The sequence below is a fragment of the Pantoea sp. Cy-640 genome (genome assembly GCF_011752635.1).
In the GTDB taxonomy this organism is placed as follows: Bacteria; Pseudomonadota; Gammaproteobacteria; order Enterobacterales; family Enterobacteriaceae; genus Pantoea; species Pantoea dispersa.
The window spans coordinates 258,730-285,693 of record NZ_VWXB01000003.1; the positions used below are offsets into that span (position 1 = coordinate 258,730).

Consider the following 26,964-nt stretch of genomic DNA (forward strand, 5'->3'; position numbering starts at 1 on the left):
GACAAGCGTTAGGACAGGGTCAAAACTATGTCAGAAAGTCGCACCGCCGAGCGCGCCGCTCGCGGAGCCAGAAAGATCAAGCTCGCGCTGCTGGGACCGGCCTTCATCGCGGCCATTGGTTATATCGATCCCGGCAACTTTGCCACCAACATCCAGGCGGGGGCCGCGTACGGCTACAAACTGCTGTGGGTGGTGGTGTGGGCCAACATCATGGCGATGCTGATCCAGCTGATGTCCGCCAAGCTGGGCATTGCCACCGGTAAAAACCTCGCCGAGCATATTCGCGATCGCTTCCCGCGCCCGGCGGTGTGGTTCTACTGGGTACAGGCGGAGATTATCGCCATGGCCACCGATCTGGCGGAATTCATCGGGGCTGCGCTCGGCTTTAAGCTGCTGCTCGGCATCTCGCTGCTGCAGGGCGCGGTGTTAACCGGTATCGCCACGTTCCTGATCCTGATGCTGCAGAACCGTGGACAGAAGCCGCTGGAGCTGGTGATTGGCGGGCTGCTGCTGTTTGTCGCCGCCGCTTATATCGTTGAGCTGTTCTTCTCGCAGCCGCGCGTCAGCGATCTGGTGGTGGGCATGGCGCTGCCGAGCCTGCCCACTTCGGACGCGGTATTCCTCGCGGCTGGCGTGCTGGGCGCGACCATTATGCCGCACGTCATTTATCTGCACTCGGCGCTGACGCAGTACGGTAATAAAGGCAGCAAGGCGGAGCGCTACTCCTCCACCAAGCTCGACGTGGCGATCGCCATGACCATTGCCGGTTTCGTTAACCTGGCGATGATGGCCACCGCAGCGGCCGCGTTTCACTTTAGCGGTCACACCAGCATTGTCGATCTCGACCAGGCCTATCTGACGCTGCAACCGCTGCTGGGTCACGCGGCGGCGATTGTGTTCGGGCTGAGTCTGGTAGCGGCCGGCCTCTCTTCTACCGTGGTGGGCACGCTGGCCGGCCAGGTGGTGATGCAGGGCTTTATCCGCTTCCACATTCCGCTGTGGTTCCGTCGTACCATTACCATGCTGCCGTCCTTTATTGTTATCTGGGCGGGCTGGGATCCGACGCGCATTCTGGTGATGAGCCAGGTGCTGCTGAGCTTCGGTATTGCGCTGGCGCTGATTCCGCTGCTGTCGTTCACCGGTAACCGTGACATCATGGGCGATGAACTGGTGAACTCACGCCTGATGCAAAATGCCGGTCGTCTGATTGTGGTGCTGGTGGTGGCGCTGAATATCTATTTGCTGGTGGGCGAAGCGCTCGGCTGGTAAACAAATGACTGAATAAAAAAATCCCGGCTGCGTCTGCGCCGGGATTTTTTTTAATGGTGATGATGGTCGTGGCGGTCATGCCGATCGTGTCGGTGATCGTGACGCCAGTGTTCGCGACGTTCGCGCTCGTGCCAGCGGCGCTCACGTTCACGCTCCCAGGCTCGATGGCGTTTCCACTCTTCGTGACGCCACCAGCGATGATCGTTGTACTGATAGCGATCGTGCCACCAGCGCGGTTCACGCCAGCGACCGCCGTCCCAGTAGTAGCCGCGACGATCGCGATCGCCGAGATGCAACGTGACGCCAGGGGCCAGATTGATGGTAGCGCTACTGGCTTCAGCTGTGTGCAGCGCCAGAGGGGATAACGTTGCCAGCAAAGCGGCAAACAAAATTGCACGTTTCATACTTTCTCCTCATCGATAGCATCGAGGCTACCGTGGCGCTAGTGTGCCATATCGGACCAGACACGCCTTGAGATTTAGTCTGAAAAAGTGTCAGCGAAAGGTTGCGCAGCGTTTTCTGCTAAGGACAGCGCCCGGAAAAGTCCGGGCGGGTAAACGGTTACACCAGAATTTGCTCAATGGCGGCAATCTCGTCCGCGGTTAATTCAGGCTGGCTCAGCATGTCGACGGCATCATCAATCTGCGCGGTTTTACTGGCGCCAATCAGCACCGACGTGACGCGCGTGTCGCGCAGCACCCAGCGCAGCGCCATTTGCGCCAGCTTTTGACCGCGCTGCTGTGCCAGCGCCTGCAGCTGCTGTACCTTCGCCATCTTCTCTGGCGTTAGCTGGTTTTCGTTGAGGAACTTGCTGCCGCTGGCGATGCGCGAATCCTGCGGAATGCCCTGCAGATAGCGGTCGGTCAGCACGCCACCGGCCAGCGGCGAGAAAGCAATACAACCGACGCCATTGTCACCCAGCACATCCAGCAGACCCTGTTCCGGCGTGCGTTCGAACATCGAATAGCGCGGCTGGTGGATCAGGCAGGGGGTGCCGAGATCGCGCAGCATGGCGATAGCGGCGGCGGCTTTATCCGCCGGGTAGTTCGAAATCGCCGCGTACAGCGCTTTACCCTGACGCACCACCTGATCGAGCGCGCGCATGGTCTCTTCCAGCGGCGTTTCCGGATCCGGACGATGGTGATAAAAGATATCCACGTACTCCAGCCCCATCCGCTTCAGGCTTTGATCGAGGCTGGAAATCAGGTATTTGCGTGAGCCCCAGTCGCCGTACGGACCGTCCCACATGGTGTAACCCGCTTTGGTGGAGATCACCAGCTCGTCGCGCAGGCCGTGAAAATCTTCGCGCAGAATGCGGCCAAAGTTGCTCTCCGCAGAACCGGGCGGCGGCCCGTAGTTATTGGCCAGATCAAAATGGGTTATACCGCGATCGAACGCGTGACGCAGCAGCGCGCGGCTGTTGTCGACGCGCGTGCTGTCGCCAAAGTTGTGCCATAGACCCAGCGAAATCGCCGGCAGCTTCAGGCCGCTGCGGCCGCTGCGGCGATACTGCATCTGGTGATAACGTTCGGCGTGGGGAAAAGTACTCATGCAGCGTTCCTGTCTCAGGTGGGAGAAAGTGGCATCAGCATAGCAGTGTATGCGTTTACACTGCGCCGTAACGCGGCAAAGATCGCAACTTACAGAATTTTCTGTCGTCGTAACGAATGCTTGCCATGCATGACAGCGCGATGATGGTGAAAATCTCGCCAGTTCAGCCACATCGCTAATACTCCTGATCATTCCCCCTCACAGGAGCGGTCGATGAACACTCTTAACGTTGGCGACTATTTACTGCATCGTTTGCACCAGGCGGGTATCCGCCATCTGTTCGGCGTACCCGGCGACTACAACCTGCAATTTCTCGACAGCGTCATTGACCATCCCGGTATTACCTGGGTCGGCTGCGCTAATGAACTGAATGCCGCCTATGCGGCCGATGGTTACGGTCGCTGCAACGGCGCGGCCGCGCTGCTGACCACCTTTGGCGTCGGTGAACTCAGTGCGATTAACGGCATCGCCGGCAGCTACGCCGAATATGTGCCGGTGATTCACATCGTCGGCGCTCCTGCCAGCCACGCCCAGCAGCAGGGCGACTGCGTGCATCATTCGCTCGGCGACGGCGATTTCGGCCATTTTCTGCGCATGGCCCAGGAAGTCAGTGCCGCCAGCGCGGTGCTGAGCGCCGACAACGCCGTGGCTGAAATTGATCGGGTCATCGCTGGCGCGCTGCAGCAGCACCGTCCGGGCTATCTGCTGCTGGCGGTGGATGTCGCCGCCGCCACGGTAACGCTGCCGTCCGCCAGCGCCAGCCCGGCACCGGCTGAAAACCGCGACGTGGCGCAGGCGTTTGCCGCAGCGGCGGAACGCCTGCTGGCACCGGCGCAGCGCGTGGCGCTGCTGGCCGATTTTCTCGCTGCCCGCTGGCAGCTGCAGGCACCGCTGGCTGAGCTGCGTGCGCTGCGCGCCATTCCGGCTGCCACGCTACTGATGGGCAAGGGCGTGCTGGATGAGCAGCAACCGGGCTTCGTCGGCACCTACGCCGCCAGCGGCAGCCGCGAAACCGTGCGCGCGGCAATTGAAGACACCGATGTCACCCTGTGCGTCGGCGTGCGTTTTACCGACACTCTGACCGCCGGGTTTACCCAGCAGCTGTCGGCGCAGCGGGTGATTGATCTGCAGCCGTTTCATGCCAGCGTCGCCGGAGAAACCTTCGCACCGCTGAGCATGGCGCAGGCGCTGGCCGCGCTGCTGCCGGTTTATCAGCGCCACTGCGCACACTGGGCTACGGGCGTGGCCGACATGCCGGACGATGCACCGCCGGCTGCTGCCGCCGTAATCAGTCAGCAGGCTTTCTGGCAGGCGATGCAGCGTTTCCTGCAGCCCGGTGATATTATCCTTGCCGATCAGGGCACGGCGGCGTTTGGCGCTGCCGCGCTACGTTTACCGCATGATGCGCAGCTACTGGTACAACCTTTATGGGGTTCTATTGGCTATACTTTACCCGCCACCTTTGGTGCCCAGACGGCGCAGCCCGACCGCCGCGTCATTCTGATCATCGGCGATGGATCGGCGCAGCTGACCATTCAGGAACTGGGATCGATCCAGCGCGACGGCTTAAGCCCGATCATTTTTCTGCTGAATAATGAGGGATACACTGTCGAACGCGCGATCCATGGAGCGGAACAGCGCTACAACGACATCGCGCAGTGGAACTGGACCGCGCTGCCGCAGGCGATGAGCCTGAATTGTGCGGCTCAGAGCTGGCGCATCAGTGAAACGGCGCAGCTCGACGCCGTGATGGCGCTGCTCTGCCAGGCGCGTTGCCTGTCACTGATTGAAGTGGTGATGGAGAAACAGGATTTGCCGCCGCTGCTGCGCACCGTCACGGCGGCGCTGCACCAGCGAAATAGCCACAAAGTTTAGGACAGTTGCCTCTGTACAGTTGGGCTGGCGACAGTCAGGCTGTGCGTCGCACTGAATGACCAACGCTCATCGTGCAAGGTGAGCGTTGTTGTTTTATTGGCAGGCTTTTATAGTGTCCTGCACTTGTTTATGACCCAAGCGGAGCAGCAGAAGAATGACAAAATACGCCCTGGTCGGCGATGTGGGCGGCACTAACGCTCGTCTCGCCTTGTGTGAGGTGGAGACCGGCGCCATCTCCCAGGCCAAAACATTCTCAACATCAGACTACGACAACCTTGAAGCAGTTATCCGTCACTATCTGGATGAGCAAAAACAGGACATTACCGACGGCTGCATCGCCATTGCCTGTCCGATCACCGGCGACTGGGTGGAGATGACCAACCATGACTGGGCCTTCTCAACGCGTCAGATGAAGGAAAGTCTGGGCTTTACTACGCTGGAAATCATTAATGATTTCACCGCGGTTTCTATGGCGATTCCGATGCTGACGGCGCAGGACGTCCTGCAGTTCGGCGGCAAATCGCCGGTGCAGGATAAACCGATTGCCATTTACGGTGCCGGCACCGGGCTCGGCGTCAGCCATCTGGTGCACGTTGATAAGCGCTGGGTCAGCCTGCCGGGTGAGGGCGGTCACGTTGACTTCGCGCCAAACAGTGAAGAAGAGGATGCAATTCTCGAAGTGCTGCGCGCCGAACTGGGTCACGTTTCTGCCGAGCGCGTGCTGTCGGGTTCCGGGCTGGTTAACCTGTATCGCGCGATTGTGAAATCCGATCAGCGCGAGCCGGAAAACCTCAAGCCTAAAGATGTCACCGAGCGGGCACTGCAGGACAGCTGCATTGACTGCCGCCGCGCGCTGACGCTGTTCTGCGTCATCATGGGACGGTTTGGCGGCAACCTGGCACTGAACCTCGGCACCTTTGGCGGCGTCTACATTGCCGGTGGCATCGTGCCGCGCTTCCTCGAGTTCTTTAAAGCGTCCGGCTTCCGCGCGGCGTTTGAAGACAAAGGCCGCTTCCGCGATTACCTCGTTGATATCCCGGTCTACATGATTACTCACGACCAGCCGGGCCTGCTTGGCGCCGGTGCCCATCTGCGCCAGGCGCTGGGGCGCGTGCTGTAATCTGACGGGCGAACGGCTTCCCGTGCCGTTCGCCTTCAAAGATGCATCAGCTGGCGAAACGCCTTCACCTTGCTGCGACTCACCGGCACCTGCGCATCCATATCGCGCAGCTTCACCAGATAGGTGTTGTTAAACCACGGTTCGATCTCGCCAATCTTGCTCAGATTCACGCAGTAGGAACGGTGGCAGCGAAAGAACATCGACTCAGGCAAACGGCTGCAAAACTCGCTGATCGCCATCGACATCACATAGGCTTCGCGCCGCGTGTAGACAAACGTCAGCTTCTCATGTGCTTCAACGTAATAGATATCGTTGATATCGGTCACGATAATGCGCTCATCTTTGACTAAATTCACCGTTTGCGGCGCGCTTGCTGCTGGATTGTGCTGCTGCGCCTGCTGCTGTTGTGCGCTGGCCTCCAGCTTGTTCAGCATGGTGATGATGCGCGACTCGTGATACGGCTTGAGGATGTAGTCAAACGCCTGCAGTTCGAAGGCCTCGACCGCGTGCTCTTTCCACGCGGTGATAAACACAATCAGCGGCTTATGGATAAACTGGTTGATGTTCTGCGCCAGCAACATGCCGTCCAGCGACGGGATGTTGATATCGAGAAAAATTACGTCCACCCGATGAGTCTGCAGATACTTCAGCACTTCCAGCCCATCATCAAAGCAGGCTTCGATGCTGATCTGGCTATGCTGCTGGATCATCCAGCTTAGCTCCTGCTGCGCCAGGAATTCGTCTTCGACAATAATGGCTTTCACGCTGAGGTTTCCGCTAACGGGGTGAGCGGGCCGGACAGCCGCTGACCACTTTTGCTGAGGGTAAAGGCGATTTCCGTACCGGGCTGATGACGGGTGATGGTTAAGCCGTGGCCGGACAGCAGTTTCACCCGGTGATGCACATTCAGCAGGCCAATTTTGTTGCCCGGCATTTCGTTGCGCGCCACCCGGCTGACCACCTCTTCGCTGATGCCGGCACCGGTATCGCGCACCGCCACGCGCACGCGATCGCCCAGATCTTTCACGCTCAGCGTGACCACGCCTTTGCCGCGACAGGGCTGAATACCGTGCACAATGGCATTCTCCACCAGCGGCTGGATCAGCAGGCTGGGCAGCGAAAAGTGCAGATCCTCATCGATGTCGTAAATCATCGACAGCTTGTCACCAAACCGCGCCTGTTCAATGGCGATGTAATCTTTCACCTGCCACAGCTCTTTTTTGATGTCGATGGGTTCATCGTCGTTGAGTTCCAGGTTGTAACGCAGGTAGCGTGAAAGATTAATCACCAGCTGGCGCGCCGTGTCCGGATTCAGGCGAATCGATGAGGAGATGGCATTCAGCGCGTTAAACAGGAAGTGCGGGTTGATTTTGCTTTGCAGCGCGCGCAGTTCTGCTTTATTGGCCATCTCGCGTAACTGCTCGGCACGCGAGACTTCCAGCTGCGTTGAGATGATTTGCGACAGTCCGACCGCCATCTCTTTCAGTGAACCGGTAATACGATGGGCGCGGCGATAGTAGATTTTCAGCGTGCCGGTCACTTCCCCTTTTTCCCAAAGGGGAATCACCAGCATTGAGTGAATGTCTTTGGTGCGGTGTGCCTCATCGTTATTCTTAATGATTATTTTACCGCTGGCGATCGCCTGCGCGGTGGTCGGACTGATGCCGTCGTCGCCGTTGTGGTAGTTCTGCTCGCCGTAGCCGACGTAAGCCAGAATCTGTTTGGTGTTAGTAATGGCCACCGCATCGGCATGGATGTCGCTGCGAATGATGGCGCACACTTTGCGCAGCGAGTCGCTATTAACCTGACGAAACAGCGGCAGGGTTTTGTTGGCAATCTCCAGCGCCAGCTTGGCCTGACGCGCGGCAATCGCCTCCTTTTCCCCTTCGACGCTCTGCACCAGCAGCACAATCAAACCAATGCTCGACGCGCCGAGAATCATCGGCAGCGCAATTTCCGACACGATGGTTAAACCGAGTGACATCGGTTTCGCCCACAGCACGATCAGCAGCATGGTCAGGCTTTCACACAGCATGCCGCCGAGGATGCCGGCGCGCCAGCGCTGCTCTTTGCTGACGAAGCGGTTGATGGCGCCGGCGGCGATACCGGCGACGATGCTGGTAATCAGACAGGGCACCGAGGTGATGCCGTCGATATCAATCAGGAAGCGGTGCACGCCGGCAATCACGCCGGTTGCAATGCCGACCCACGGCCCGAACAGAATGCCGCCCGCCATGACCGCAATCACCCGGACGTTAAGCAATGAGCCGTCAACGTTGATGCCGGACCAGGTGCTGAACAGCGCAAACAGCGAGAAGATGGCGGTCACCACGGCTTTTTCGCCGATTGAGTGCTCATCTTTTTGCAGTAGCTGACGAAATACGCGGGTGCGGGTCAGGAAGAACAGGCAGATCAGCATCAGCGCGGCGCGGTCAAACACCGCCAGCAGCATGTCGAAATGGGAAGGCACGGTGTTCTCCGGAGCAGGCAAGGTTGCGGACATGATAAAAAATGTGATCGCGATCCGCCAGCGTCCCGGTAAGCTGCGGACGTTTCTTATAGCCAGGATCAATTTTTAAGGTGCGCATTGCCGGTGCGCATCAATGCGCACCCTAAAGGACCGCGGATGCACCGTAGGGGCGCCATTTATGGCGACCAGATATGAAGGTGCGCGCCGTGTAAAATGGGCCGCTGACACACCGTAGGGGCGCCATTTATGGCGACCAGATCCGCCCATAACACCCGTCCCTGAAAGGAAGCAAGGCAGATTATCCGCTATGAAACCTGAAAAGAGGAAATCCTGAGTGCTAAAAAGAGGATTGCTGAAAGCGTGCAGCGTTCACTGGTTGTCACGGATGCGGTTTGCTATGTTGCCGTAAGCACAACAGCGGAGCGTGGCCATGCAATTACTCACCCCTCGTTTGTCCCTCAGCCGGTTACAGCCGGAAGACTGGCAGATTTTCAAAGCGGTACATGAAGATGCCGCGACCATGACCTGGGTGAGCGAGATCCCCGATGAAAACGACATCCGCCAGCGCTTTAACGAGCGGCTGGCACCGTGGCAACCCAGCAGTTTTCACATGCTGTGCCTGGTGGCGCGCCTGCGCGACAGCGGTGAAGCGATTGGCCTGTTTGGCTGCAGCGCCGAGTGGCATCCGTATCGTCAGGCCGAAGTGGGTTACATGCTGCGTCACGCCTGTACCGGTCAGGGCTACGGCAGCGAAGCGTTGCAGGCATTGTGTACGTTCCTGCTGCAGGCCGACTTCCACAAACTCAAAGCGCTGGTGATTGAGGGCAACTGGCCGTCGCGGCGCATTCTGGAAAAGAACGGTTTCGCGCTGGAAGGCACGCTACGCGATAATTACCGGCTCAACGGTCAGTGGGTAAACGATTGGGTGTTTGGGCGCTTAAACGAAGCAGGCTAAGAAAATTTGCCGTCCCCCCTCGACAATATTGTTATCAGCGCGTTATGTTCTTGTTTCGGTCACCGCAGTGACCAGCGTCGCTCGGACGGTCCGGGCGCTAACGTAATCCAGAGGACATCATGGCTGATAACAGCACACCCCGTCGTTTCTCGCGTATTGAACGTCTGCCCCCCTATGTATTTAACATCACGGCTGAATTGAAGATGGCTGCGCGCCGGCGCGGCGAAGACATCATCGATTTCTCCATGGGCAACCCCGATGGCGCGACACCGCCGCACATCGTGGAAAAACTCTGTCAGGTGGCACAGCGTGAAGACACGCACGGCTACTCTACCTCCAAAGGGATTCCGCGCCTGCGCCGCGCCATTTCGCGCTGGTACGCCGAGCGTTATCAGGTGGATATCGATCCGGAATCCGAAGCCATTGTTACCATCGGCTCGAAAGAGGGCCTGGCGCACCTGATGCTGGCGACGCTCGATCACGGCGACACCGTGCTGGTGCCCAATCCCAGCTACCCGATTCACATCTACGGTGCGGTGATCGCCGGCGCGCAGGTGCGCTCGGTGCCGCTGGTCGCGGGCGTCGATTTCTTCAATGAGCTGGAACGCGCCATCCGCGAAAGTTACCCGAAACCGAAGATGATGATCCTCGGCTTTCCGTCCAACCCGACATCGCAGTGCGTGGAGCTGGACTTCTTCGAGCGCGTCATCGCGCTGGCGAAACAGTACAACGTGCTGGTCATCCACGATCTGGCCTACGCTGACATCACCTATGATGGCTGGAAAGCGCCCTCGATTATGCAGGTGCCGGGCGCGCGCGATGTGGCGGTGGAATTCTTTACCCTGTCAAAAAGCTACAACATGGCAGGCTGGCGCATCGGCTTTATGGTCGGCAACAAAGAGCTGGTGGCGGCACTGGCACGCATCAAAAGCTATCACGACTACGGCACCTTCACACCGCTGCAGGTGGCGGCGATTGCGGCACTGGAGGGCGATCAGCAGTGCGTGCGTGATATCGCCGAGCAGTATAAACGCCGGCGCGATGTACTGGTGAAAGGGCTGCATGAGGCGGGCTGGATGGTCGATCTGCCGAAAGCGTCCATGTACGTCTGGGCGAAAATCCCCGACCATTACGCGCATCTGGGCTCACTGGAATTTGCCAAGCTGCTGCTGCAGGAGGCGAAAGTGTGCGTCTCGCCGGGCATTGGCTTTGGTGACTACGGCGATACCCACGTGCGTTTTGCCCTGATTGAAAACAGCGATCGTATTCGTCAGGCGGTGCGTGGCATTAAAGCGATGTTCCGCGCCGACGGTATTTTGCCGGGAACGGTAAAAGCGGTGGAAGAAGCAGAGTAAATACAAATCGGGGCGACTGAGCGGTCGCCCCGGCTGGCGTCTTTACAGCATCAGCACGAAGGTGCCGACCCAAAGTAAGACGAAGAAAGAGATTCCCATCAAGGCGTATTTCACAAAACAACTCCTCTGAGCGGTTACAATGATGGCGATCCCAAACCAGCGTAACCCGAACAGAATAAGAGAAAGGTGGAGTTCATCATCGCTACACGCTTTCTACTCAGGTCGCTTCGGGCTGCCCCGAAACAGGATCGAGCGCTAATTTACGCGGAATCGATCCGAAAATAAATAGGTCACTTCTGAGAAGTTGCTCACATTTTCATCGGGTCTCAATCTGCGGAATCGCCGACATGCCGACACGTAATTGCGCCAGATCGCTTTGATGCGGATCCAGCACAATTTTCACCGGCAAACGCTGAACCACTTTAGTGTAGTTGCCGGTGGCGTTATCGGGGGCAATCGCGGAAAACGTGGCGCCGGTAGCGGGCGCGATACTGTCAACGTGACCGGTGAAGGTCTTGCCTGGCAATGCATCAATCTTCACCACCACTCTCTGGCCCGGGCGCACATCCGCCAGCTGCGTCTCCAGATAATTGGCGGTGATGTAAGTCTGCTGTAGCGGCACCACGGCCAGCAGACGCGTACCCGCGCTGACCCAGGCTCCCACGCGCACCGAACGCTGACCCACCATGCCATCCACCGGCGCAATAATACGCGTATAAGAGAGATTCAGTCCGGCCTGGTCGACGCTGGCCTGCGCCGCCGCGACATCAGCCTCCGCCTGACGCAGCGCGGCCTCAAGCACCTTCACCTGCTGTTCGGCCGCCGCCAGCGCCGCTGCGCTCTGGCGCACCGTAGCGGCGGCGGAACGCTGGGTTGAGCTGGCTTTCTGCTGATCGTCAGCGGCTATGGTGCCGCTCTTGTACAGCTGGTTATAGCGCGCCGCGCTCTGTCCGGCATACTGTGCCGATGCCTGACTGGCGGCCAGCGTGGCGCGGGCCTCGGCAATGGTGGACTGCTGCTGGTCGAGCTGCGCCTGCGCGCTCAGCCGTTTGGCGTCGCTGACCTGCAGGTTCGCCCGCGCGGTCTCCAGCGCCACGCGATAGTCGCGGTCGTCGAGCGTCGCCAGCACGTCGCCAGCCCGCACGCGCTGGTTATCCTGCACGTTGACGTGGGCGATATAGCCGGACACCTTCGGGGCCACCAGCGTGTAATCGGCATTCACCCAGGCATCATCAGTGCGATGGTCGTTGCCGGTCATGGCTGACCACAGCCAGAACGCCATCGCCAGCAAAACCAGCAGCAGGGCGCTCAGCAGGATTGTTCGTTTCATAGCAAAAGCGTGCATAACAGTTATTCCGGAGTTTTGGTAACAGGTTGAATCAGGGTTTGCGGTGGCCAGACGCGTTTCGCCAGGCACAGCGTCAGCACTAACAGCCCGACAGCGAAAGCGATCAGCATCAGATACGCATCGCTCAGGCTCAGCACCATGGCCTGATGCTTCAGCAGGGTGGCGAAGCCGCTGAGATTGGCCGCGCTGCTGGCGCTGCCGTCGGCCAACAGCGGCAGGCTGCTGCTGGCCTGCTGGCTATCCGCTGCGGTCATCAGCCAGCTGCGACTGGCCGCCTGATCGACCAGCACGCTGGAGTGAAACTGCTCGCGATGGCTGATAAACCACTCCACCAGCGTGCTGGCGGCGATGCTGGCAAAGCCGCGTACGGTATTGAACATGGCGGAGGCGAACGGTCCTTCCGGCGGCGCGACCACACTGGTGGCGCTCATCAGCACCGGCAGAATCACCATCGGCTGACCAAACGCCTGCAAGATCTGCATCAGCCAGAAGTTTTGCCGCGCCCAGTCGGTGGTGATCTGCATGCCGAGCAGGCAGGCGGTCGCCAGCAGCAGCACACCGGCGATCAGCACCCAGCGGCAGTCAATCCAGCGGATATTCAGCAGGCTGGCGATCAGCGGTGCAATCAGCAACTGCGGCAGGCCGATGGTCAACGCCAGCGGCGCGAACTGCAGCGTGCGAAACCCCTCCACCTGACCAAAATAGGCCGACGGCAGCGCCGAACCGGACAGCGCCAGAATCAGTACACCCGCCAGCGCCAGCAAACCGTGCGACAAATTACGCCGGCGCAGCATCTGCAACTTAAACAGCGGCAGCGGGTGAAACCATTCATTAATAAAGAACACAATCAGCAACGCCAGCGCGCTGAATAATAGGGCGACAAACAGCGGCGAGCTGAGCCAGTCGAGACGCTCACCCTGCGTCAGCGCCAGAATCAGCAGCGCCATGCCCGAGCAGCCGCTCAGCATGCCGAACAGGTCAATCTGTTTAAATCGCTCAGTGCGCAGCGGATCCTGCGGCAGACCCCAGCCGATCAGCAGCATGGCGATCAGCATGGCCGGCACCACCTGCCAGAACACAAACATCCAGCTGACGTCATCGGTCCAGAACGCCGCCAGCGACGCCGCCAGATTCGGGCCAAACGTGGCGGTGAGGGCGTAAGCACTCAGCCCATAAAGTTTGATCGGCGGTGGCAGAAAGCGCAGCGCCACCGTCATCAGCAGCGGCGGCAGGGCGCCGCCAAACAGTCCCTGCACCACGCGCAGCGCAATAAACAGCGGGGCCGTGGGCATAAAGGGCAGCAGGACACCGCACATCATGAAACCGGCCGACACCGCCAGCGCGAAGCGGCGCAGCGAAAAGGTGACGGCGAACCACGGTGCAATCATCATCGCGGCGACTTCCGCTGCCTGATAAGCCGAAATAATCCAGCTGCCGTCATCGTAGCTAATGCCGACTGCGGCACGGATATCGGCCAGCGCGATGTCGGTGACGCGATCGTTTAATCCGGAGGTCAGCGCGGCGATCAGCACCCCCACCAGCCCCAGCGCGAGGCGCAGGGTAAAAGGATGCGGTGCCGGTGCCGGTGCCGCGACGGGCTGGGCATTCATAACAGGTGTCTCGTTATTGGTTGATGCAGTGTATTGCGATGTGATACAGCTCGCATCTTACATTTCGATATGGTGTATTGCAATGTGATACAGGGTGTAAAAGTGCGATCGTTCGCGCTAAAGTAGGGCAGGCCAAAAAGGAACGTATCATGGTAGAACCTCCCTCAAGCCGTGAGGATGAAAAAGCGGGTGGCATTCAGGTCATTGCGCGTGCGGCAAAAATTTTAAATGCGCTCGGTGAGCATCCGGGCGGCATGAGTCTGGGTGAAATTGCGCAGGTGGTCGATCTGCCGCGCTCGACGGTGCAGCGCATCGTGGCGGCGCTGGATAGCGCGCAGCTGGTGCGCAGCGGCGGGGCATGCGGGCTGCGCCTCGGTCCGGCGTTGCTGAAGCTGATCTCCAGCGTGCACAGTGACGTGGTGGAAATTGTCCGGCCGTTCCTCGAACAACTCTCGGCGGAAATCAATGAAACGGTGTCGCTGGCGCGGGCCAGCGGGACGCAGCTGGCGATTGTCCATTACGTGGTGGCCACGCGTGAGCTGCGCGTGGTGCCCCACATCGGCCTGAATCTGCCGCTCTACAGTACGTCCGGTGGTCGGGCGCTACTGGCGCTGGAGAGCGACGAAGATGTGCGGGTAATGGTCGGCGAAGCCTATGCGGAACTGACGGAAATGACGGTAAAAACGCTGCCGCAGTTGCTGACGCTGATTGCGGAGGTGCGCGCTAGCGGACTGGCTATCGATCGCGGCGAAACGCTGGAGGGCATTTCCACCATGGCGGTAGCGATTGATACGCTGTTCGGGCGCTTCTCGATCTCACTGCTGGTGCCGACGGCACGTTTTCACCGCCAGGAAGCGCATTACCGGACAGCGCTGATAAAGTGTAAAGAGGCGCTGATTCGCGAAATTGGCAAAATAACTGCTGCGGAAGGATAACCGACTGATGAAAACCTTGCTGATGGCCATTGATAACTCACCGGTGGCGGAAAAAGTGATCGCCCTGACCATTGAACAGGCGCTGGCGCAACAGGCGCAGGTCACCGTACTGTGCTGTGTCGATCCGGCTTATTCGTCGTGCAATCAGCCGATTGAGATCGACGCCGGGGAAGACCCGGACGATTTTGTCGTGGCGCAGGATGAACAAAACACAGCTGAAATGGTGGTACGCCATGCGCTGGCACCGCTGCTGCGCGCTGGCATTGACGCACGCGGGCTGATTCTGGCCGGTGAAGCGGCGGAAACCATTGTGGCGCAGTCTGAGGCGTTGCACGCCAGTATGATTATAATGGGCCGTCGTCACCTGTCGCCGCTCAACCGCCTGCTGAAAGGCTCGGTAAGCGCAGCAGTGATTGAACGCGCCAGCTGTCCGGTTTTAATTGACGTTCGCAAGGATTAATGTCGCTCCATGTTCTCGCTTTTCCCGCTCACGCTGGCCGCTTTTGTGCTGCTGGCGATCATCATCGTTATATTGCTGCGCACCACCGCGCTGCGCGTCTGGCAGGGTGTCCTGCTGTTTTTGCTGCCTGTGCTGCTGGCCAATCTGCTGTGGTTTAGCTGGCTGCATCCGCGTCAGGAGCGCGAGGCGCTGGCGGCGCAGGTGGCTACCCAACTGAGCGACGCGCCGGGTTATCGCGTGCTGAAAGTGCAGGAGCCGGCGCTGTGGCAACTGCTGAATCGCGAGCTGCAGCACAAGCTGGCAGAGGGCGTACCTGCGGAGCAGGCGCTGGGCGATATGCGCGGCTGGCTGATGGATTTGGTTAATCAGCGCATGGCGCGCGCCAGCGATGCGGCGATCATCAATTACATCCGCGTTTCGGTGCAGGAGATGCAGGCGCTGCAGCAGCAGGATACGCAGCGCTGCTTCCGTTTCCTCTATCCGCAGGTCAGCGGTGGCGTCAATCTGCAACAGGTGCTGTCGCCGGAGCTTAATCAGCGCGATGGTGAAGCGCTCGAGGCACTGCTGCAAAACAGTACCGGTGACGAGCTGGCGGTGGATCAGCCTCAGGCGCAGCGCGATCTGCAGCGCGTGGTGGAAAAACTGTATGGCAAGTGGGGCGATAAGCTGCAGCAGCTGAATATGCCGGCGGATACGGCGGTGGATCGCGGCACGATGTGCGCGATGTCGATTGATCTTTACAGCGGAATTCTCGCATTGCCGGACAAACAAGCGGCCAATCTTTTGCGTAAGATGGTCAGCCTTACCGGATAATGGGCGAAAAAAAGCCCGCTCAGCACGGGCATAAAGGTCACTTTCAGTATGTCTTTTTGTGGGTATCACCTGGTGTGGTGCAGACTTCGTTTTGTCTGAAGTCATCTTCTCACTGCTGATGTGATAAGGAAAACCGTTTGGTTTTATTGATTTGATTGGCGAAAGCTTTGCATTAATCGGACATTTCGCGTCTTTTTCCTATAGAGGCGTGTGGCGTTGCCTTTTACACTGCAACGTCTGATGAGGACACCCTAATGAATAAAATGCTTATTAGCGCGTTAGCGCTTTTTATGCTGGCCGGTTGTAGTGTCAGCAAACCCGGGGGTTTTGAGCGTGTAGATGAAGATGCCCGTTCAAATACCGTACAGTATCGTTACGATCCACAGAAGCTGGATAAAGATGCGCTGGAACTTGATCTGGCGAATTACTGTAACCAGCGCGGCTTCGATAAAGTCGAATCGCTTCCGGCGCAGGACAGCAATTTGCCTGGCCTGAAGAAAGTCTGGTATCAATGTAATTACGCGGTGAAAAGCTAAAAAATAAGGGCGGGATTGATTCCCGCCCTTTCTTTATTCATTTTTTATTATGTGCTGTGTGTGCTTTGCCCAATTACCAGTGACGATAGCCGCTATGGCCGTGATGCCAGCCGCCGCCGTGCCCGTGGCCCCAGCCGGGACCGCGTCCATGGTCGTGCTCGATAATACACCCGCTTAGCATGGTCATAATCGCCACCACCGAAGCGACTTTTATTAACTTCTTCATGGAGAGTCCTCCTCTTTTCCAATGAGGCCAGATTAACCGGGAAAAGTGGAGTGAAGATGCAGTGAATGTAGAGTTATTTCCGTAATTATTACCAGATATGTCAATTAAAAGCTAAAAGTGACAGGGCGGGAAATAAACCAATCGGAATAAGCTGAATAGCGCCTGATAATAACCCGATTACTCTGAAATGCAAGATTAAATAACAGTCATTCTCAACGCGTGATCAATTCTGTGGTCATCAGTAAAAAGCCTGCCGTGCAATTACACGGCAGGGTGGTGAATTAATTATGCAGTACCGGCGCGGCCAGGTTTTGACGATTTGGCAGACGGATACTGAGCGACAGCACCAGCGAGATCACCAGCAGCGTCATAATCAGACTGAAGGTCACGGTGAAGCCGCCGAACACCGAAGCCACCAGCGAGCCAAGCACGCTACCGATGCCGAAGCCGAGATAGATCAGGCCGTAGTTTTTGGTCAGGTTGTTAAGGCCGAAGAAATCACTGACCAGTGACGGAAAGACGGTGATGGTGCCGCCAAAGCTGAACGCTACGCAGGCCAGCGACAGGAAGAAGGTAGTTTCATTCATGTGGGTGAACAGCAGGATGCTCATGCCGCTCAGCGAAACCAGCTGTGCCAGCGAAATGACCCGGATGCGCGCCATTTTGTCCGACAGCACGCCGAGAATCAGTCGTCCGCTCAGGTTGGCAATGGCAATTACCGTCACCGCATTGGCCGCCGTTTGCGTGCTCAGGTGCACCAGGCCTTCACCAATGTCTTTCGCGACGCCAATCACATACAAACCACTCATGCAGGCCGTCAGGAACATCAGTGCCAGCATCCAGTACTGCGGCAGGCGCACCGACTGTGCCAGCGTGAACTCCTGTATGGCCTGCTGCTGACGTGAACCGGCCTGCTGCAGCGGCGCATCGCGCATCATCAGGGCACCGGCAATAATCATCGTCATCGCCAGCACACCCCAAATCATAAAGGTATTTTCCAGCCCCTGAGTGCTGAGCAGTGCGCCACAGATAAATTTAAAGCCGAGACTGCCGAGGCCGTAAGCGCCGATCGAACAGGCCGAAATCAGCCCTTTGCGCTCCGGAAACCACTTCACGCAGTTAGAGAGCGTCATCAGATAACCCGCGCCATCGGCCAGTCCAACCAGAATGCCGGCGCTCAGGTACAGCATCATCAGGTTGTCAGCATGGGCGGTCAGCCAGAAGCCAATCGCCATCAGAATGCCTGCACCGATGGTGACGTTGCGCACGCCAAAGCGCTCCTGCAGCTTGCCGGCCAGCGAGGAGGCAATCGCCAGACCAAGACTGAGCAGACCAAAGGAAAAAGCCACCTGGCTGACTGGCGCATCCAGCTTCTGCGCCAGCTGGCCGTTAAACAGGCTCCAGGTATAAACCGAGCCGAGCGCGAACTGGGTAATGATGGTGCCTGCGAGGGTAAGGATACGGACACGCTGATGATTAGGGGTAACGGCTATTGTCATTTTTCTCTCTCCCATCCGGGAATACGGAATCTGCAGCAATAATAAGCCTCACGCGGGCGCGGGTGGTGCGGACGGGCGTGAACGGAGCGGGAGACGGAATGAAATGCTGTGAAACCGGTATGAATGGCATTGCGCCTTTGCTTAAGCGCAGCGCGGATGTCGTTACATGAACAGGCATTGCGACAGATGAGCATGTGTAACAGGGTGTTTTAAGCGCAGCATCTGCGCGGCAAAACGCAGGAACTTTGCCAGGCTTATAGTTCATTCAACAGGAGGAAATATGAAAGACCGGGCATATGAATCCGTATCCAGCGGGGATGAGGTTTGCTGCATCATCGGTCAGGCGGTTATCGAGTTAAGCGATGAACAGCAGCCTGTGACCAGGTCCACCCTGTCGCTGAAATTACTGGCGATGGCCGACCGCGACAGAGATGATGAACGCGTTCTGCTTTACTGGATTGCCAGAAAAGCCATTAACCAACCTCACCAGCTCAACATCGGCGTCGGGGGCTGGCGCTAGAGGAGTGACAGAGCGGGCGCCATGCCCGCTCTTGCTTCAGGCCAGACGTAACCGGCGATGAGCCGGCCAGCGCACGAACATCACCATATTCCCTGCCAGAATCATCACCAGCCCGACGATGGCATTGCTATGCCACTGATAGCCTTCATACAGCGTCGAAAGCGTCAGCGCCACCAGTGGAAACAGCAGGGTGCTGTAAGCCGCCTGGCTGGCACCGATGCGCCCCACCAGCGTGAAGTAGGCACCAAAGCCCAGCACCGAGCCAAACAAAGCCAGATAGCTCATTGCGCCCAGCCACTGCAGATTGAGTGCCGGTGCCAGCGCGTCGCCATTCACCAGCGCCAGCACGGCCATGATCAGCGCACCGTATAGCATGGCGTAGCTGTTGGTGGTCAGCACGTCGCGCTGACGACGCTGATGGCGGGTAGAAATCATATTGCCGAAGGAGAAACCGAGCGTGCCCAGCGCGCTCAGCCCCACGCCCCACAGCAGCTGCGGCGCAACCTGGGCTGACTGAATATCCTGCCAGAATAGCGCAACAATCCCGCCGAGGCCCAGCGCGGCGGCGGGCAGCAGGCGGAAAGGCGGGCGCTGGCGGAAAAAGATCCAGCTGTTGAGCGCGTTATACAGCACCGCCATCGAAAAAATCACCGACTCCAGTCCGGTGCTGATCATCGCTGCCGCATGGTAAAAGCAGACAAAATTAAAACCGAATACGCAGCCGCCCTGTAACAGACAAAACAGGTGGTCACGCGCATCCAGCGTACGCAGACGTTTCAACAGCCGGAGAAGCACCAGCATGGTCAACGAGGCGAACAGGAAGCGCCAGAATACCGCCACCAGTACCGGCGTATCGGCGGCCTGCTGCTGCAGAAAAATCGCAATCCAGGTGGTGCCCCAAATCAGCACCACCGCGAGGTATAACATCAGGTTCATCAGAAACTCTCCGGCGGAATCAGGCTCGCAGTGTGCCTGAGTGACAGGAGCGCGGCTTGCATGGCTTTGCGCAGCACTTGCAAATTCTTGCGCTTTTTCCCGCCTGGTCCGGCATTGGCCTGTTTTCTGTCCGGTCAGTTGCGTAAACTACAGACATCAACCCAGAGAGCGATGTCAGACCATGCCGGAATATCAGACGTTTACTATGCTTCAGCGTCACAAAGCGCAGCTGCGCGATAGCGTGCAGCTGAGCGGCGGCATTCGGCTGGCGGCGTGGTTCAACAGTGGCGATCGCGTGACCAACCTCAGCGATCACCATACGCTTAGCCTGTACGTCGCCGATGGTTACGACACCTGGCACAAAACGCCGCACGGCTGGCGCAACGGCGGCGCGCCGGATCGCTTTTGCCTGATGCCGTCTGGCACCGAGTCGACCTGGGATCTGCGCGCGGATTTATCCTTCGTGCACCTCTACTGCACCGATGCGCATTTGCGTCACCTCGGTGAGCAGGTGTGGGATCGCAGCCCGGCGCAGCTTAACCTGCATGAGAAGATTTTTGCCGACGATGACCGCATCACCCAGCTGTATCGTCATTTTCTGCTGAGCGCCGACTGGCAGCAGCCGGCTAACCAGCTGATGCTGAGCAGCGCCTCAACACTGCTGATGACCCATCTGCTGCAGCGCTACAGTCAGGTACAGTGGCAGCTGCCGCAAGTGCGTGGCGGACTGGCGCCGGCAGTATTGCGCCGCGTGCTGGCGCTGATCGATACGCAGCTGGATCAGCCGTTAACGCTGGCCCAACTGGCGGCGGAGGCGGCGCTCAGCGAATACCATTTTGCGCGCATGTTCCGCAGCAGCACCGGCGAAGCGCCGCACCAGTATGTGATGCGCCGCCGTATGGAAGCCGCGCAGCAACTGCTGCAATTCAGCACGCTGTCGCTCACTGAGATTGCCCTGCGCTGCGGTTTCCACTCCTCCAGCCATTTCAGCAACCGCTTCCGTCAGCTGCACGGCATGGCACCCTCGGCATGGCGTCAGCGCTGACAGGGCAGTTGGAATGAAGTTTGTGAGGAATAGATTACTGAATTAGCAGCGGCGCGATTTATCGCGTACGTCATTATGTCGTGAACCACGCTATCCTGATTGATTCCCTCTGGTCGCATCCGAACGTTATTTATACGAAATTTCCCACATGGGTGGTGATTTATACGATTACGTTGAACGGATGTAGCACGGGGCTTAAGTGCGCTCTGTTTTACCTGAAATCTTTACTTCATCTCATTACCGTCCTGTATGAAATTCCGCACTGCTTTTATCCGCAATTTTTATCTTTTTATGTCATTTCTTTCTTGATGGTGGGATGGTTTCTGGCGGATTTTTTATTTTGACCTGAATCAATAAATTCACGCTTTGTTAATATTAATCCACAACTTTATTTTTTATTGGCATTAATGTGCGGCCTTTAATGTCTTTGCCAGTTTTTTTAGCTGGTTTCAGGTGACAATGATTTGCATTTTTTAGTGTTAATGGCTTATGCATGTCACTTTTGCAGCTCAAAGATCTGTCTATTTGCTTTTTTGTCGATCATTGCTCTGTTGTTACCTCTAAAGTAGTATGGCGCGAAAAATGTGCGCTGAGATAAACAGAGGGATGATGAAATGGCAGATAGTTTCCAGAATGAAGTGCCAAAGGCACGTATTAACTTAAAACTTGACCTGCATACCGGAGGCGCAAGCAAGAAAACCGAGCTTCCGCTGAAATTACTGGTGGCGGGCGACTTTAGTCATGGTCAGGCGACCGCACCATTATCAGAGCGAGCCAAAGTTAATCTGAACAAAAATAACTTTGACGCAGTGCTTTCCGAATATTCGCCCAAAGTCACGGTTGCCGTTAAAAATACGCTGGCCGATGACGGCAGCGAAGACAGCATCAGTCTGACTTTCCAGAGCATGAAAGATTTCTCTCCGGAACAGGTCTCCCGGCAAATACCTCAGCTGAAGGCCATGCTTTCTATGCGTAATTTACTGCGTGATTTAAAAGCCAACCTGCTGGATAACCAGGCCTTCCGAAAAGAGCTGGAAAAAATTCTGCTGGACCCGGCGTTAAGTGCAGAACTGCGCGCTGAGCTCTCAACCCTGGCACCAAAACAGCCATAACCATCACGATGATTTAACGGATTAATAAGGAAGATGCTGATGTCTGTAAATAATGAGAATGCGACGGGTGGCGAGAGCGTGGTGCTGGAACGTCCGGCAGCCGGTGGGGTTTATGCCACCCTGTTTGAAAAAATCAATCTTAACCCGGTTTCTGAGCTGAGCGCGCTGGATATCTGGCAGGATGCGCAGGCGATGTCGGATGCAACGGCGGATGAGCGTTTAACCGCCGGCATGCAGGTATTTCTGGAATGCCTGAAAAAATCAGGCGCAAAAGTTGAAAAACTCGACAAAAATCTGATTGACCATCATATCGCCGCGCTGGATCACCAGATCAGTCGTCAGCTGGATGCGGTCATGCACAGCGAAGAGTTCCAGGCAGTGGAGAGCCTGTGGCGCGGTGTGAAATCGCTGGTTGATAAAACCGATTTCCGCCAGAACGTGAAAGTCGAACTGCTGGATATGTCTAAAGAAGACCTGCGTCAGGACTTCGAAGACAGCCCGGAAATTATCCAGAGCGGCCTGTATAAACACACCTACATTGATGAGTATGACACACCTGGCGGCGAGCCGATTGCGGCGCTGATTTCCGCTTATGAGTTTGATGCGTCTGCGCAGGATGTTGCCCTGCTGCGCAATATTTCAAAAGTGTCTGCTGCGGCGCATATGCCGTTTATCGGCTCTGCCGGCCCGCAATTCTTCCTCAAGGATTCAATGGAAGACGTAGCGGCCATCAAAGATATCGGTAACTATTTTGACCGCGCTGAATACATCAAGTGGAAATCCTTCCGCGAGACGGACGATTCGCGCTACATCGGTCTGGTGATGCCGCGTGTGCTGGGTCGCCTGCCATATGGCCCGGATACCGTTCCGGTGCGCAGCTTCAACTACGTTGAAGAAGTCAAAGGCCCGGATCACGACAAATACCTGTGGACCAACGCCTCGTTTGCCTTCGCATCCAACATGGTGCGCAGCTTCATTAACAATGGCTGGTGCGTGCAAATCCGTGGTCCACAGGCCGGTGGTGCGGTGCAGGATCTGCCGATTCATCTGTACGATCTGGGCACCGGCAATCAGGTGAAGATCCCGAGTGAGGTAATGATCCCGGAAACCCGTGAATTCGAGTTCGCCAATCTCGGTTTCATTCCGCTGTCCTACTACAAAAACCGCGACTACAGTTGCTTCTTCTCGGCCAACTCCACCCAGAAACCCGCGCTGTATGACACTGCGGATGCCACCGCTAACAGCCGCATTAACGCCCGTCTGCCGTATATCTTCCTGCTGTCGCGTATCGCGCATTATCTGAAGCTGATTCAGCGTGAAAACATCGGCACCACCAAGGATCGGCGTCTGCTGGAACTGGAGTTGAACACCTGGGTGCGCAGTCTGGTGACCGAAATGACCGATCCGGGCGATGAGCTGCAGGCTTCTCACCCGCTGCGCGACGCGAAGGTGGTAGTGGAAGATATCGACGACAACCCGGGCTTCTTCCGCGTCAGGCTGTACGCCATCCCACACTTCCAGGTAGAGGGCATGGACGTCAACCTGTCACTGGTTTCCCAGATGCCGAAGGCGAAATCGTAAGCGAAGGCAGGAAGCCAATGAAAACGGAACAACCGTTATGGGGCAGGGGCGTTATGGTCTCTCCCCAGCACTTCCAGCAACAGGTCGCCTATGCGGCCTGGTCTGCGGAATGCATCGCCCGGCTGGGCCTCTCCCATCCCTGGGGGATGATTGCGGCCACCTTCGAACCTGATGCACTGAAGCTGGGCCGCCTGCAGGCCCGTCATCTGCACATCCGTTTCCCCGATGGCACGCTTATCGACACCGATAATGCCGATGACCTGCCACCGGTGCTGATGCTTGAGGACGAATCACAGGACGTGGTGGTGGTGCTGGCGCTTCCGCTGCTGCGGGCAAATGGCGGCAACTGCCTTAAACCCGATGAGGTGGCGGAGCGCCCTGTGCGTTATCGCCAGCGCTGGCGGGATGTCCGCAACACCTTTGGCGACGATACCCGGCAGATTGCAGTGATGCAGCCAGAGCTGACGCTGCGTTTTGCCCATCAGAATAACAGTGATTATCTGACCTGTCCGGTCGCCCGTCTGCAGCAGGATTCACAGGGCAGCTGGGCACTCGATGAAACCTGGCTTCCGCCACTGCTGGCTCTGCAGGGCAGCCGCTGGCTGGTAACCCAGCTGGAACAATTGATGACACAACTGCGTGCCCGTCTGAGTCGACTGATGGCCATGCGACGTGAAAGTAACGAGCGCATGGCCGACTTTGCCGTGGCTGATGTGTCGTTGTTCTGGCTGCTCAATGCCCTGAACAGCGCAGAACCGGTGCTCGGCCAGTTTCAGCGTAACCTGCAAAGCCCACCGGAGCGTTTGTACCCGGAACTGGCGCGGCTTGCGGGCAGCCTGCTGACTTTCTCGCTGGAACACCAGGTCAGTGCTATTCCGGTCTGGCAGCATGAACAGCTGAATAACGTCTTCCCGCCGCTGTTTGACTTACTGGGCGATCTGCTGGAAGCCAGCCTGCCGTCACGGGTGGTGGCGATTGAGCTTGAGCACGATGCCCGGCTGCACGTCTGGCAGGCCCGTCTGCATGACTCCCGTCTGCGCGAAGGGGCGGATTACTACCTTTCCGTGCGTTCACCGATGCCGGTGGCACAACTGCAGGAGCAGTTCCCGCGCCAGTGCAAGATCGGCAGTCCCGATCATGTCAGGAGTATCGTCAATTCCTCACGGGTGGGCGTGCCACTGACGCCACTGCGCCATGTGCCGGCAGCCATTCCGCTGCGTCTGGAAAACCAGTATTTCAGCCTTGATGTCTCGCATCCCCTGGCCAGCGAAATGCTTCAGAGCGGCACCTGTATGTTTTACGTTCCGGGCATGCTCGGCGAGCCTGAACTTGAACTTTTTGCGGTACTGAGAACATGAGTGAGCCTAAACGCAGTACTGCTGCGCCCATTGATATTGATGCTCTGCTGCAGGATACCTGGCTGCAGGTCATCAGCCTGCGTCACGGTCCGACGTTTCAGGATGGAGAAGGGCGCACGTTGTGGGAGCGTTGCATTGCCGATGTCGAACGTGTGCAGCGTGAGCTGAAAGCGAGCGAACTCGATGAAGTCAGCTGTCAGCATATTCTCACCGCACAGTGTGCGCTGCTTGATGAGGCGGTCAAAGGTCGTGGTGTGGAGGATGACGCCTGCGTGCAGTGGTATGACATTCCCCTGCAGGGGCACTTCCTCGGCACCATGGATGCCGGTGATACGCTGTGCGATCGCATGCGTGATGTGCTGCGTGAACCGGCGCCTGACCAGGCTGTTATGACCTGCTTTCAGCGGGTCATGATGCTGGGGTTCCTCGGCAGTTTCCGCTCTCTTAACGATCCGGAGCGCCAGAAACTCGTCAACGCGCTCAGCGAACATGTCACGCCGTTCAGCTATCCACCAACCCATCCGGTTCTGGCGGAAAGCCGTACCGGACGAGAAATGGGTGGCTGGCTGGCTTCATGGCCCGTGCGTATTGGCCTGAGCGTGGTGCTGGTGGCTGCGCTGTGGTGGGGACTGAGCCACTGGCTGGATAAGATGCTGGTGACCCTGCTGCCGGGAGCCGTGAAATGAGTCCTGCACAGCAGCGCGGGCTTGCGCTGTGGGCCGCCCTGCTGAGTGCCGTGGTTTGCCTGAGTTTCCTGCCGGTATCGCGACTGGTTTCGGTGCTCTTTCTGCTTGCCGTGCTGGGGCTTATCCTGGCGTTGTGGATTGTCGCCAGGCGTTGTGCGAAACATGACGTCGCCCTAAATCTGGATGACCTCCCGGAAGCCACTTACCGTCAGCCTGTGGTGCTGGTCTGTGGCGATCTGCCGCTGGCATGTATGCAGCAGTCACCGGTGCTTACTGTGACACAGGGATGCTGGATCCGCGTGGAGGAACATCAGGATCTGCAGCAGGTTGCCTGTCAGATTCTGCGGTTGCGTCCTGACTGGGGCCGACAGCTGTCGGTGATGGTCAGCGTCTGTCCGCAAAAACACGCCGACAGCGAGCGGCTTACCCGTCGTCTGCTGGCGCTGCGCTGGCAAATCAGCCAGCTGCGTAAAGAAACCGGGCATTCTGTGCCGCTGGTTCTGAATGGTCAGGTTGGCAGTGCGATGACCAATGATCTGCTCTGGCAGGCGGCTATCCCTGGGGAAGGGGTGAGGGTCTGGCGTGCGTCTTCAGCGCCGGGCTCAGTCGCTGCATGGGTCACCACCGGTGGCGCGCCTGCGATGCAGCAACAGGTGCTGATGAACAGCCTGATGAGCTGGTTCCGGTTGCACGTTAAAGCGGTCTTCATTGATGAGAGCCCTGATGTTCCGGTCATTGCACCGGTTGCGGTGCTGTGGGGATTGGGACCGATCCTGGCCGGAAGTCTGGCCACCTCGGTATGGACGGCATGGCTGTCCCGTCATACTGCGATGCAACAGGTAGCGGGCTGGCAGCCGGTGGGAACGGACAGTACGGTTATTGCCGCGTTGCCGGATTTTATCCTGCCGCTGCTGCCGGAAGGGCGAGGCCTGACGCCGCGTGGGCAAGCCTTCCGTTATGCGCTCGCGATTTTCACGCTGGCGGCCATGGCTGCACTGCTCAGCAGTGGCTGGAACAATCGCCAGTTGCTGCAGCGTGTCAGCTTCGATATTGCCCGTTATGAACGCATCCCGATGCAGGATTTCGCACCCAAAGCCGACGCCGTTGCCGTTCTGCGTAACGATGCGGCCGGGCTGGATGACCAGGCGCGCAATGGCGTACCGATGCGGATGGGTCTCGGTCTGTATCAGGGCGAGCGTCTGCGAATGCCTGTGCTGGATGCGATCCGTTCGTATGTGCCCCCGCCACCGCCGCCAAAACCGCAGCCGAAACCGGTGCCGAAAATTGTTCGCCTCGACAGCATGTCGCTGTTTGATTCCGGCAAATCCACGCTGAAAGCCGGGTCCACCAAAATGCTGGTGAACTCACTGGTCGGCATCAAAGCGAAGCCGGGCTGGCTGATTGTGGTCGCCGGCCACACCGATAACACCGGTAACCCGCAACTGAACCAAACGCTCTCTCTGAAACGTGCCGAAGCGGTGCGCGACTGGATGCGTGACACCGGTGATGTACCGGAAAGCTGTTTTGCGGTGCAGGGCTATGGCGAAAGCCGCCCAGTCGCAACCAATGACACGACGGATGGGCGTGCGCTTAACCGTCGCGTCGAAATCAGTCTGGTACCGCAGGCTGATGCCTGCCAGATACCGGGCAACCCCCAGACGTCATCGCAGGATGATGACGTATCACAACACAACGGAGAGTAAT

General features: G+C 57.9%; 26 protein-coding genes. 16 read left to right on the forward strand and 10 right to left on the reverse strand.

Going from position 1 to position 26,964, the window contains the following annotated elements; all coding sequences use genetic code 11:
• Positions 1-27: 27 nt before the first annotated feature.
• On the forward strand, positions 28-1,269 hold the full coding sequence (locus tag F3J36_RS10055) for an Nramp family divalent metal transporter (protein ID WP_021508247.1): 1,242 nt from the start codon (positions 28-30) through the stop codon (positions 1,267-1,269).
• Positions 1,270-1,319: 50 nt separating this feature from the next.
• On the opposite strand, the gene F3J36_RS10060 is transcribed toward F3J36_RS10055, so the two are convergent.
• Together F3J36_RS10060 and mgrA are read right to left on the reverse strand one after the other, a co-directional pair.
• Positions 1,320-1,673: a DUF2502 domain-containing protein gene (locus F3J36_RS10060; RefSeq protein ID WP_058758363.1), complete on the reverse strand. Its 354-nt coding sequence runs from the start codon at positions 1,671-1,673 to the stop codon at positions 1,320-1,322.
• Between the two features lie 157 nt (positions 1,674-1,830).
• A complete protein-coding gene (gene mgrA / locus F3J36_RS10065; RefSeq protein WP_021508249.1) occupies positions 1,831-2,820 on the reverse strand; it encodes an L-glyceraldehyde 3-phosphate reductase in 990 nt (329 codons plus the stop codon).
• 213 nt (positions 2,821-3,033) lie between these two features.
• Between mgrA and F3J36_RS10070 the strand changes: the two genes are divergently transcribed.
• Positions 3,034-4,695: an alpha-keto acid decarboxylase family protein gene (locus F3J36_RS10070; RefSeq protein ID WP_166719606.1), complete on the forward strand. Its 1,662-nt coding sequence runs from the start codon at positions 3,034-3,036 to the stop codon at positions 4,693-4,695.
• Positions 4,696-4,849: 154 nt separating this feature from the next.
• Entirely contained in the window at positions 4,850-5,815 is a 966-nt protein-coding gene (gene glk, locus F3J36_RS10075) for a glucokinase (RefSeq protein WP_058781785.1), read from the forward strand.
• A gap of 35 nt (positions 5,816-5,850) precedes the next feature.
• On the opposite strand, the gene F3J36_RS10080 is transcribed toward glk, so the two are convergent.
• Positions 5,851-6,579, reverse strand: a complete 729-nt coding sequence (locus F3J36_RS10080; RefSeq protein ID WP_021508252.1) for a LytTR family DNA-binding domain-containing protein — start codon at positions 6,577-6,579, stop codon at positions 5,851-5,853.
• Positions 6,576-8,267 carry a sensor histidine kinase gene (locus tag F3J36_RS10085; RefSeq protein WP_058781787.1) on the reverse strand — a complete coding sequence of 564 codons (1,692 nt, stop codon included), beginning with the start codon at positions 8,265-8,267 and terminating at the stop codon, positions 6,576-6,578. Before F3J36_RS10085 ends, F3J36_RS10080 begins: the two co-directional genes overlap by 4 nt.
• Positions 8,268-8,715: 448 nt before the next feature.
• Between F3J36_RS10085 and F3J36_RS10090 the strand changes: the two genes are divergently transcribed.
• Positions 8,716-9,240: a GNAT family N-acetyltransferase gene (locus tag F3J36_RS10090; protein ID WP_031280018.1), complete on the forward strand. Its 525-nt coding sequence runs from the start codon at positions 8,716-8,718 to the stop codon at positions 9,238-9,240.
• Between the two features lie 119 nt (positions 9,241-9,359).
• On the forward strand, positions 9,360-10,595 hold the full coding sequence (gene alaC / locus F3J36_RS10095; protein ID WP_058758368.1) for an alanine transaminase: 1,236 nt from the start codon (positions 9,360-9,362) through the stop codon (positions 10,593-10,595).
• 42 nt (positions 10,596-10,637) lie between these two features.
• On the opposite strand, the gene ypdK is transcribed toward alaC, so the two are convergent.
• The 3 genes from ypdK to F3J36_RS10110 all read right to left on the reverse strand — a co-directional run bounded on the left by ypdK (position 10,638) and on the right by F3J36_RS10110 (position 13,553).
• The gene (ypdK, locus tag F3J36_RS10100; RefSeq protein WP_006120362.1) at positions 10,638-10,709 is read right to left on the reverse strand and encodes a membrane protein YpdK; all 72 of its coding nucleotides are present in this window, start codon (positions 10,707-10,709) and stop codon (positions 10,638-10,640) included.
• Positions 10,710-10,911: 202 nt separating this feature from the next.
• Positions 10,912-11,940 (reverse strand): HlyD family secretion protein, encoded by a 1,029-nt coding sequence (locus F3J36_RS10105; protein WP_058758369.1) that lies wholly within the window; start codon positions 11,938-11,940, stop codon positions 10,912-10,914.
• A 5-nt stretch (positions 11,941-11,945) separates the two neighbouring features.
• A complete protein-coding gene (locus F3J36_RS10110) occupies positions 11,946-13,553 on the reverse strand; it encodes an MFS transporter (RefSeq protein ID WP_166719608.1) in 1,608 nt (535 codons plus the stop codon).
• Between the two features lie 149 nt (positions 13,554-13,702).
• Between F3J36_RS10110 and F3J36_RS10115 the strand changes: the two genes are divergently transcribed.
• The 4 genes from F3J36_RS10115 (at position 13,703) to F3J36_RS10130 (ending at position 16,297) form a co-directional block, all read left to right on the forward strand.
• Positions 13,703-14,488 (forward strand): IclR family transcriptional regulator, encoded by a 786-nt coding sequence (locus tag F3J36_RS10115; RefSeq protein ID WP_166719609.1) that lies wholly within the window; start codon positions 13,703-13,705, stop codon positions 14,486-14,488.
• Between the two features lie 7 nt (positions 14,489-14,495).
• Positions 14,496-14,948 carry a universal stress protein gene (locus F3J36_RS10120; RefSeq protein ID WP_058758371.1) on the forward strand — a complete coding sequence of 151 codons (453 nt, stop codon included), beginning with the start codon at positions 14,496-14,498 and terminating at the stop codon, positions 14,946-14,948.
• Positions 14,949-14,957: 9 nt separating this feature from the next.
• Positions 14,958-15,761, forward strand: coding sequence for a hypothetical protein (locus F3J36_RS10125; protein WP_021509104.1), 804 nt, complete (start codon positions 14,958-14,960; stop codon positions 15,759-15,761).
• A 254-nt stretch (positions 15,762-16,015) separates the two neighbouring features.
• Positions 16,016-16,297 carry a membrane lipoprotein lipid attachment site-containing protein gene (locus F3J36_RS10130; RefSeq protein WP_021509105.1) on the forward strand — a complete coding sequence of 94 codons (282 nt, stop codon included), beginning with the start codon at positions 16,016-16,018 and terminating at the stop codon, positions 16,295-16,297.
• A 73-nt stretch (positions 16,298-16,370) separates the two neighbouring features.
• Here F3J36_RS10130 and F3J36_RS10135 read toward each other — a convergent pair whose 3' ends face one another.
• Entirely contained in the window at positions 16,371-16,523 is a 153-nt protein-coding gene (locus F3J36_RS10135; RefSeq protein ID WP_166719610.1) for a hypothetical protein, read from the reverse strand.
• 281 nt (positions 16,524-16,804) lie between these two features.
• Entirely contained in the window at positions 16,805-18,022 is a 1,218-nt protein-coding gene (locus F3J36_RS10140; RefSeq protein ID WP_166719611.1) for an MFS transporter, read from the reverse strand.
• Between the two features lie 280 nt (positions 18,023-18,302).
• Here F3J36_RS10140 and F3J36_RS10145 point away from each other — a divergent pair, with 280 nt between their 5' ends.
• Entirely contained in the window at positions 18,303-18,542 is a 240-nt protein-coding gene (locus F3J36_RS10145; RefSeq protein WP_021313687.1) for a hypothetical protein, read from the forward strand.
• 36 nt (positions 18,543-18,578) lie between these two features.
• Here the strand turns inward: F3J36_RS10145 and F3J36_RS10150 are convergent, their stop codons facing one another.
• Positions 18,579-19,478, reverse strand: coding sequence for a DMT family transporter (locus F3J36_RS10150; protein ID WP_166719612.1), 900 nt, complete (start codon positions 19,476-19,478; stop codon positions 18,579-18,581).
• A gap of 181 nt (positions 19,479-19,659) precedes the next feature.
• Between F3J36_RS10150 and F3J36_RS10155 the strand changes: the two genes are divergently transcribed.
• From F3J36_RS10155 to F3J36_RS10180, 6 genes are all read left to right on the forward strand, one after another.
• The gene (locus tag F3J36_RS10155; RefSeq protein WP_127834390.1) at positions 19,660-20,523 is read left to right on the forward strand and encodes a helix-turn-helix domain-containing protein; all 864 of its coding nucleotides are present in this window, start codon (positions 19,660-19,662) and stop codon (positions 20,521-20,523) included.
• 614 nt (positions 20,524-21,137) lie between these two features.
• A complete protein-coding gene (tssB, locus tag F3J36_RS10160; protein WP_088517091.1) occupies positions 21,138-21,635 on the forward strand; it encodes a type VI secretion system contractile sheath small subunit in 498 nt (165 codons plus the stop codon).
• 33 nt (positions 21,636-21,668) lie between these two features.
• Positions 21,669-23,216 (forward strand): type VI secretion system contractile sheath large subunit, encoded by a 1,548-nt coding sequence (gene tssC / locus F3J36_RS10165; protein WP_031280019.1) that lies wholly within the window; start codon positions 21,669-21,671, stop codon positions 23,214-23,216.
• 17 nt (positions 23,217-23,233) lie between these two features.
• Positions 23,234-24,574: a type VI secretion system baseplate subunit TssK gene (gene tssK / locus F3J36_RS10170; protein ID WP_166719613.1), complete on the forward strand. Its 1,341-nt coding sequence runs from the start codon at positions 23,234-23,236 to the stop codon at positions 24,572-24,574.
• Positions 24,571-25,260 (forward strand): type VI secretion system protein TssL, short form, encoded by a 690-nt coding sequence (tssL, locus tag F3J36_RS10175; RefSeq protein WP_166719614.1) that lies wholly within the window; start codon positions 24,571-24,573, stop codon positions 25,258-25,260. Before tssK ends, tssL begins: the two co-directional genes overlap by 4 nt.
• Complete coding sequence (locus F3J36_RS10180; RefSeq protein ID WP_166719615.1) at positions 25,257-26,963, forward strand: OmpA family protein; 1,707 nt, start codon at positions 25,257-25,259, stop codon at positions 26,961-26,963. Before tssL ends, F3J36_RS10180 begins: the two co-directional genes overlap by 4 nt.
• The last annotated feature ends 1 nt before the right edge of the window (position 26,964 follow it).

What these genes read in the sequence shown, in the direction of transcription:
- F3J36_RS10055 (WP_021508247.1), top strand. Translation starts at nt 28, where the DNA reads ATGTCAGAAAGTCGCACCGCCGAGCGCGCCGCTCGCGGAGCCAGAAAG.
- F3J36_RS10060 (WP_058758363.1), bottom strand. Translation starts at nt 1,673, where the DNA reads ATGAAACGTGCAATTTTGTTTGCCGCTTTGCTGGCAACGTTATCCCCT.
- mgrA (WP_021508249.1), bottom strand. Translation starts at nt 2,820, where the DNA reads ATGAGTACTTTTCCCCACGCCGAACGTTATCACCAGATGCAGTATCGC.
- F3J36_RS10070 (WP_166719606.1), top strand. Translation starts at nt 3,034, where the DNA reads ATGAACACTCTTAACGTTGGCGACTATTTACTGCATCGTTTGCACCAG.
- glk (WP_058781785.1), top strand. Translation starts at nt 4,850, where the DNA reads ATGACAAAATACGCCCTGGTCGGCGATGTGGGCGGCACTAACGCTCGT.
- F3J36_RS10085 (WP_058781787.1), bottom strand. Translation starts at nt 8,267, where the DNA reads ATGCTGCTGGCGGTGTTTGACCGCGCCGCGCTGATGCTGATCTGCCTG.
- F3J36_RS10090 (WP_031280018.1), top strand. Translation starts at nt 8,716, where the DNA reads ATGCAATTACTCACCCCTCGTTTGTCCCTCAGCCGGTTACAGCCGGAA.
- alaC (WP_058758368.1), top strand. Translation starts at nt 9,360, where the DNA reads ATGGCTGATAACAGCACACCCCGTCGTTTCTCGCGTATTGAACGTCTG.
- F3J36_RS10105 (WP_058758369.1), bottom strand. Translation starts at nt 11,940, where the DNA reads ATGCACGCTTTTGCTATGAAACGAACAATCCTGCTGAGCGCCCTGCTG.
- F3J36_RS10110 (WP_166719608.1), bottom strand. Translation starts at nt 13,553, where the DNA reads ATGAATGCCCAGCCCGTCGCGGCACCGGCACCGGCACCGCATCCTTTT.
- F3J36_RS10115 (WP_166719609.1), top strand. Translation starts at nt 13,703, where the DNA reads ATGGTAGAACCTCCCTCAAGCCGTGAGGATGAAAAAGCGGGTGGCATT.
- F3J36_RS10120 (WP_058758371.1), top strand. Translation starts at nt 14,496, where the DNA reads ATGAAAACCTTGCTGATGGCCATTGATAACTCACCGGTGGCGGAAAAA.
- F3J36_RS10125 (WP_021509104.1), top strand. Translation starts at nt 14,958, where the DNA reads ATGTTCTCGCTTTTCCCGCTCACGCTGGCCGCTTTTGTGCTGCTGGCG.
- F3J36_RS10130 (WP_021509105.1), top strand. Translation starts at nt 16,016, where the DNA reads ATGAATAAAATGCTTATTAGCGCGTTAGCGCTTTTTATGCTGGCCGGT.
- F3J36_RS10135 (WP_166719610.1), bottom strand. Translation starts at nt 16,523, where the DNA reads ATGAAGAAGTTAATAAAAGTCGCTTCGGTGGTGGCGATTATGACCATG.
- F3J36_RS10140 (WP_166719611.1), bottom strand. Translation starts at nt 18,022, where the DNA reads ATGACAATAGCCGTTACCCCTAATCATCAGCGTGTCCGTATCCTTACC.
- F3J36_RS10145 (WP_021313687.1), top strand. Translation starts at nt 18,303, where the DNA reads ATGAAAGACCGGGCATATGAATCCGTATCCAGCGGGGATGAGGTTTGC.
- F3J36_RS10150 (WP_166719612.1), bottom strand. Translation starts at nt 19,478, where the DNA reads ATGAACCTGATGTTATACCTCGCGGTGGTGCTGATTTGGGGCACCACC.
- F3J36_RS10155 (WP_127834390.1), top strand. Translation starts at nt 19,660, where the DNA reads ATGCCGGAATATCAGACGTTTACTATGCTTCAGCGTCACAAAGCGCAG.
- tssB (WP_088517091.1), top strand. Translation starts at nt 21,138, where the DNA reads ATGGCAGATAGTTTCCAGAATGAAGTGCCAAAGGCACGTATTAACTTA.
- tssC (WP_031280019.1), top strand. Translation starts at nt 21,669, where the DNA reads ATGCTGATGTCTGTAAATAATGAGAATGCGACGGGTGGCGAGAGCGTG.
- tssK (WP_166719613.1), top strand. Translation starts at nt 23,234, where the DNA reads ATGAAAACGGAACAACCGTTATGGGGCAGGGGCGTTATGGTCTCTCCC.
- tssL (WP_166719614.1), top strand. Translation starts at nt 24,571, where the DNA reads ATGAGTGAGCCTAAACGCAGTACTGCTGCGCCCATTGATATTGATGCT.
- F3J36_RS10180 (WP_166719615.1), top strand. Translation starts at nt 25,257, where the DNA reads ATGAGTCCTGCACAGCAGCGCGGGCTTGCGCTGTGGGCCGCCCTGCTG.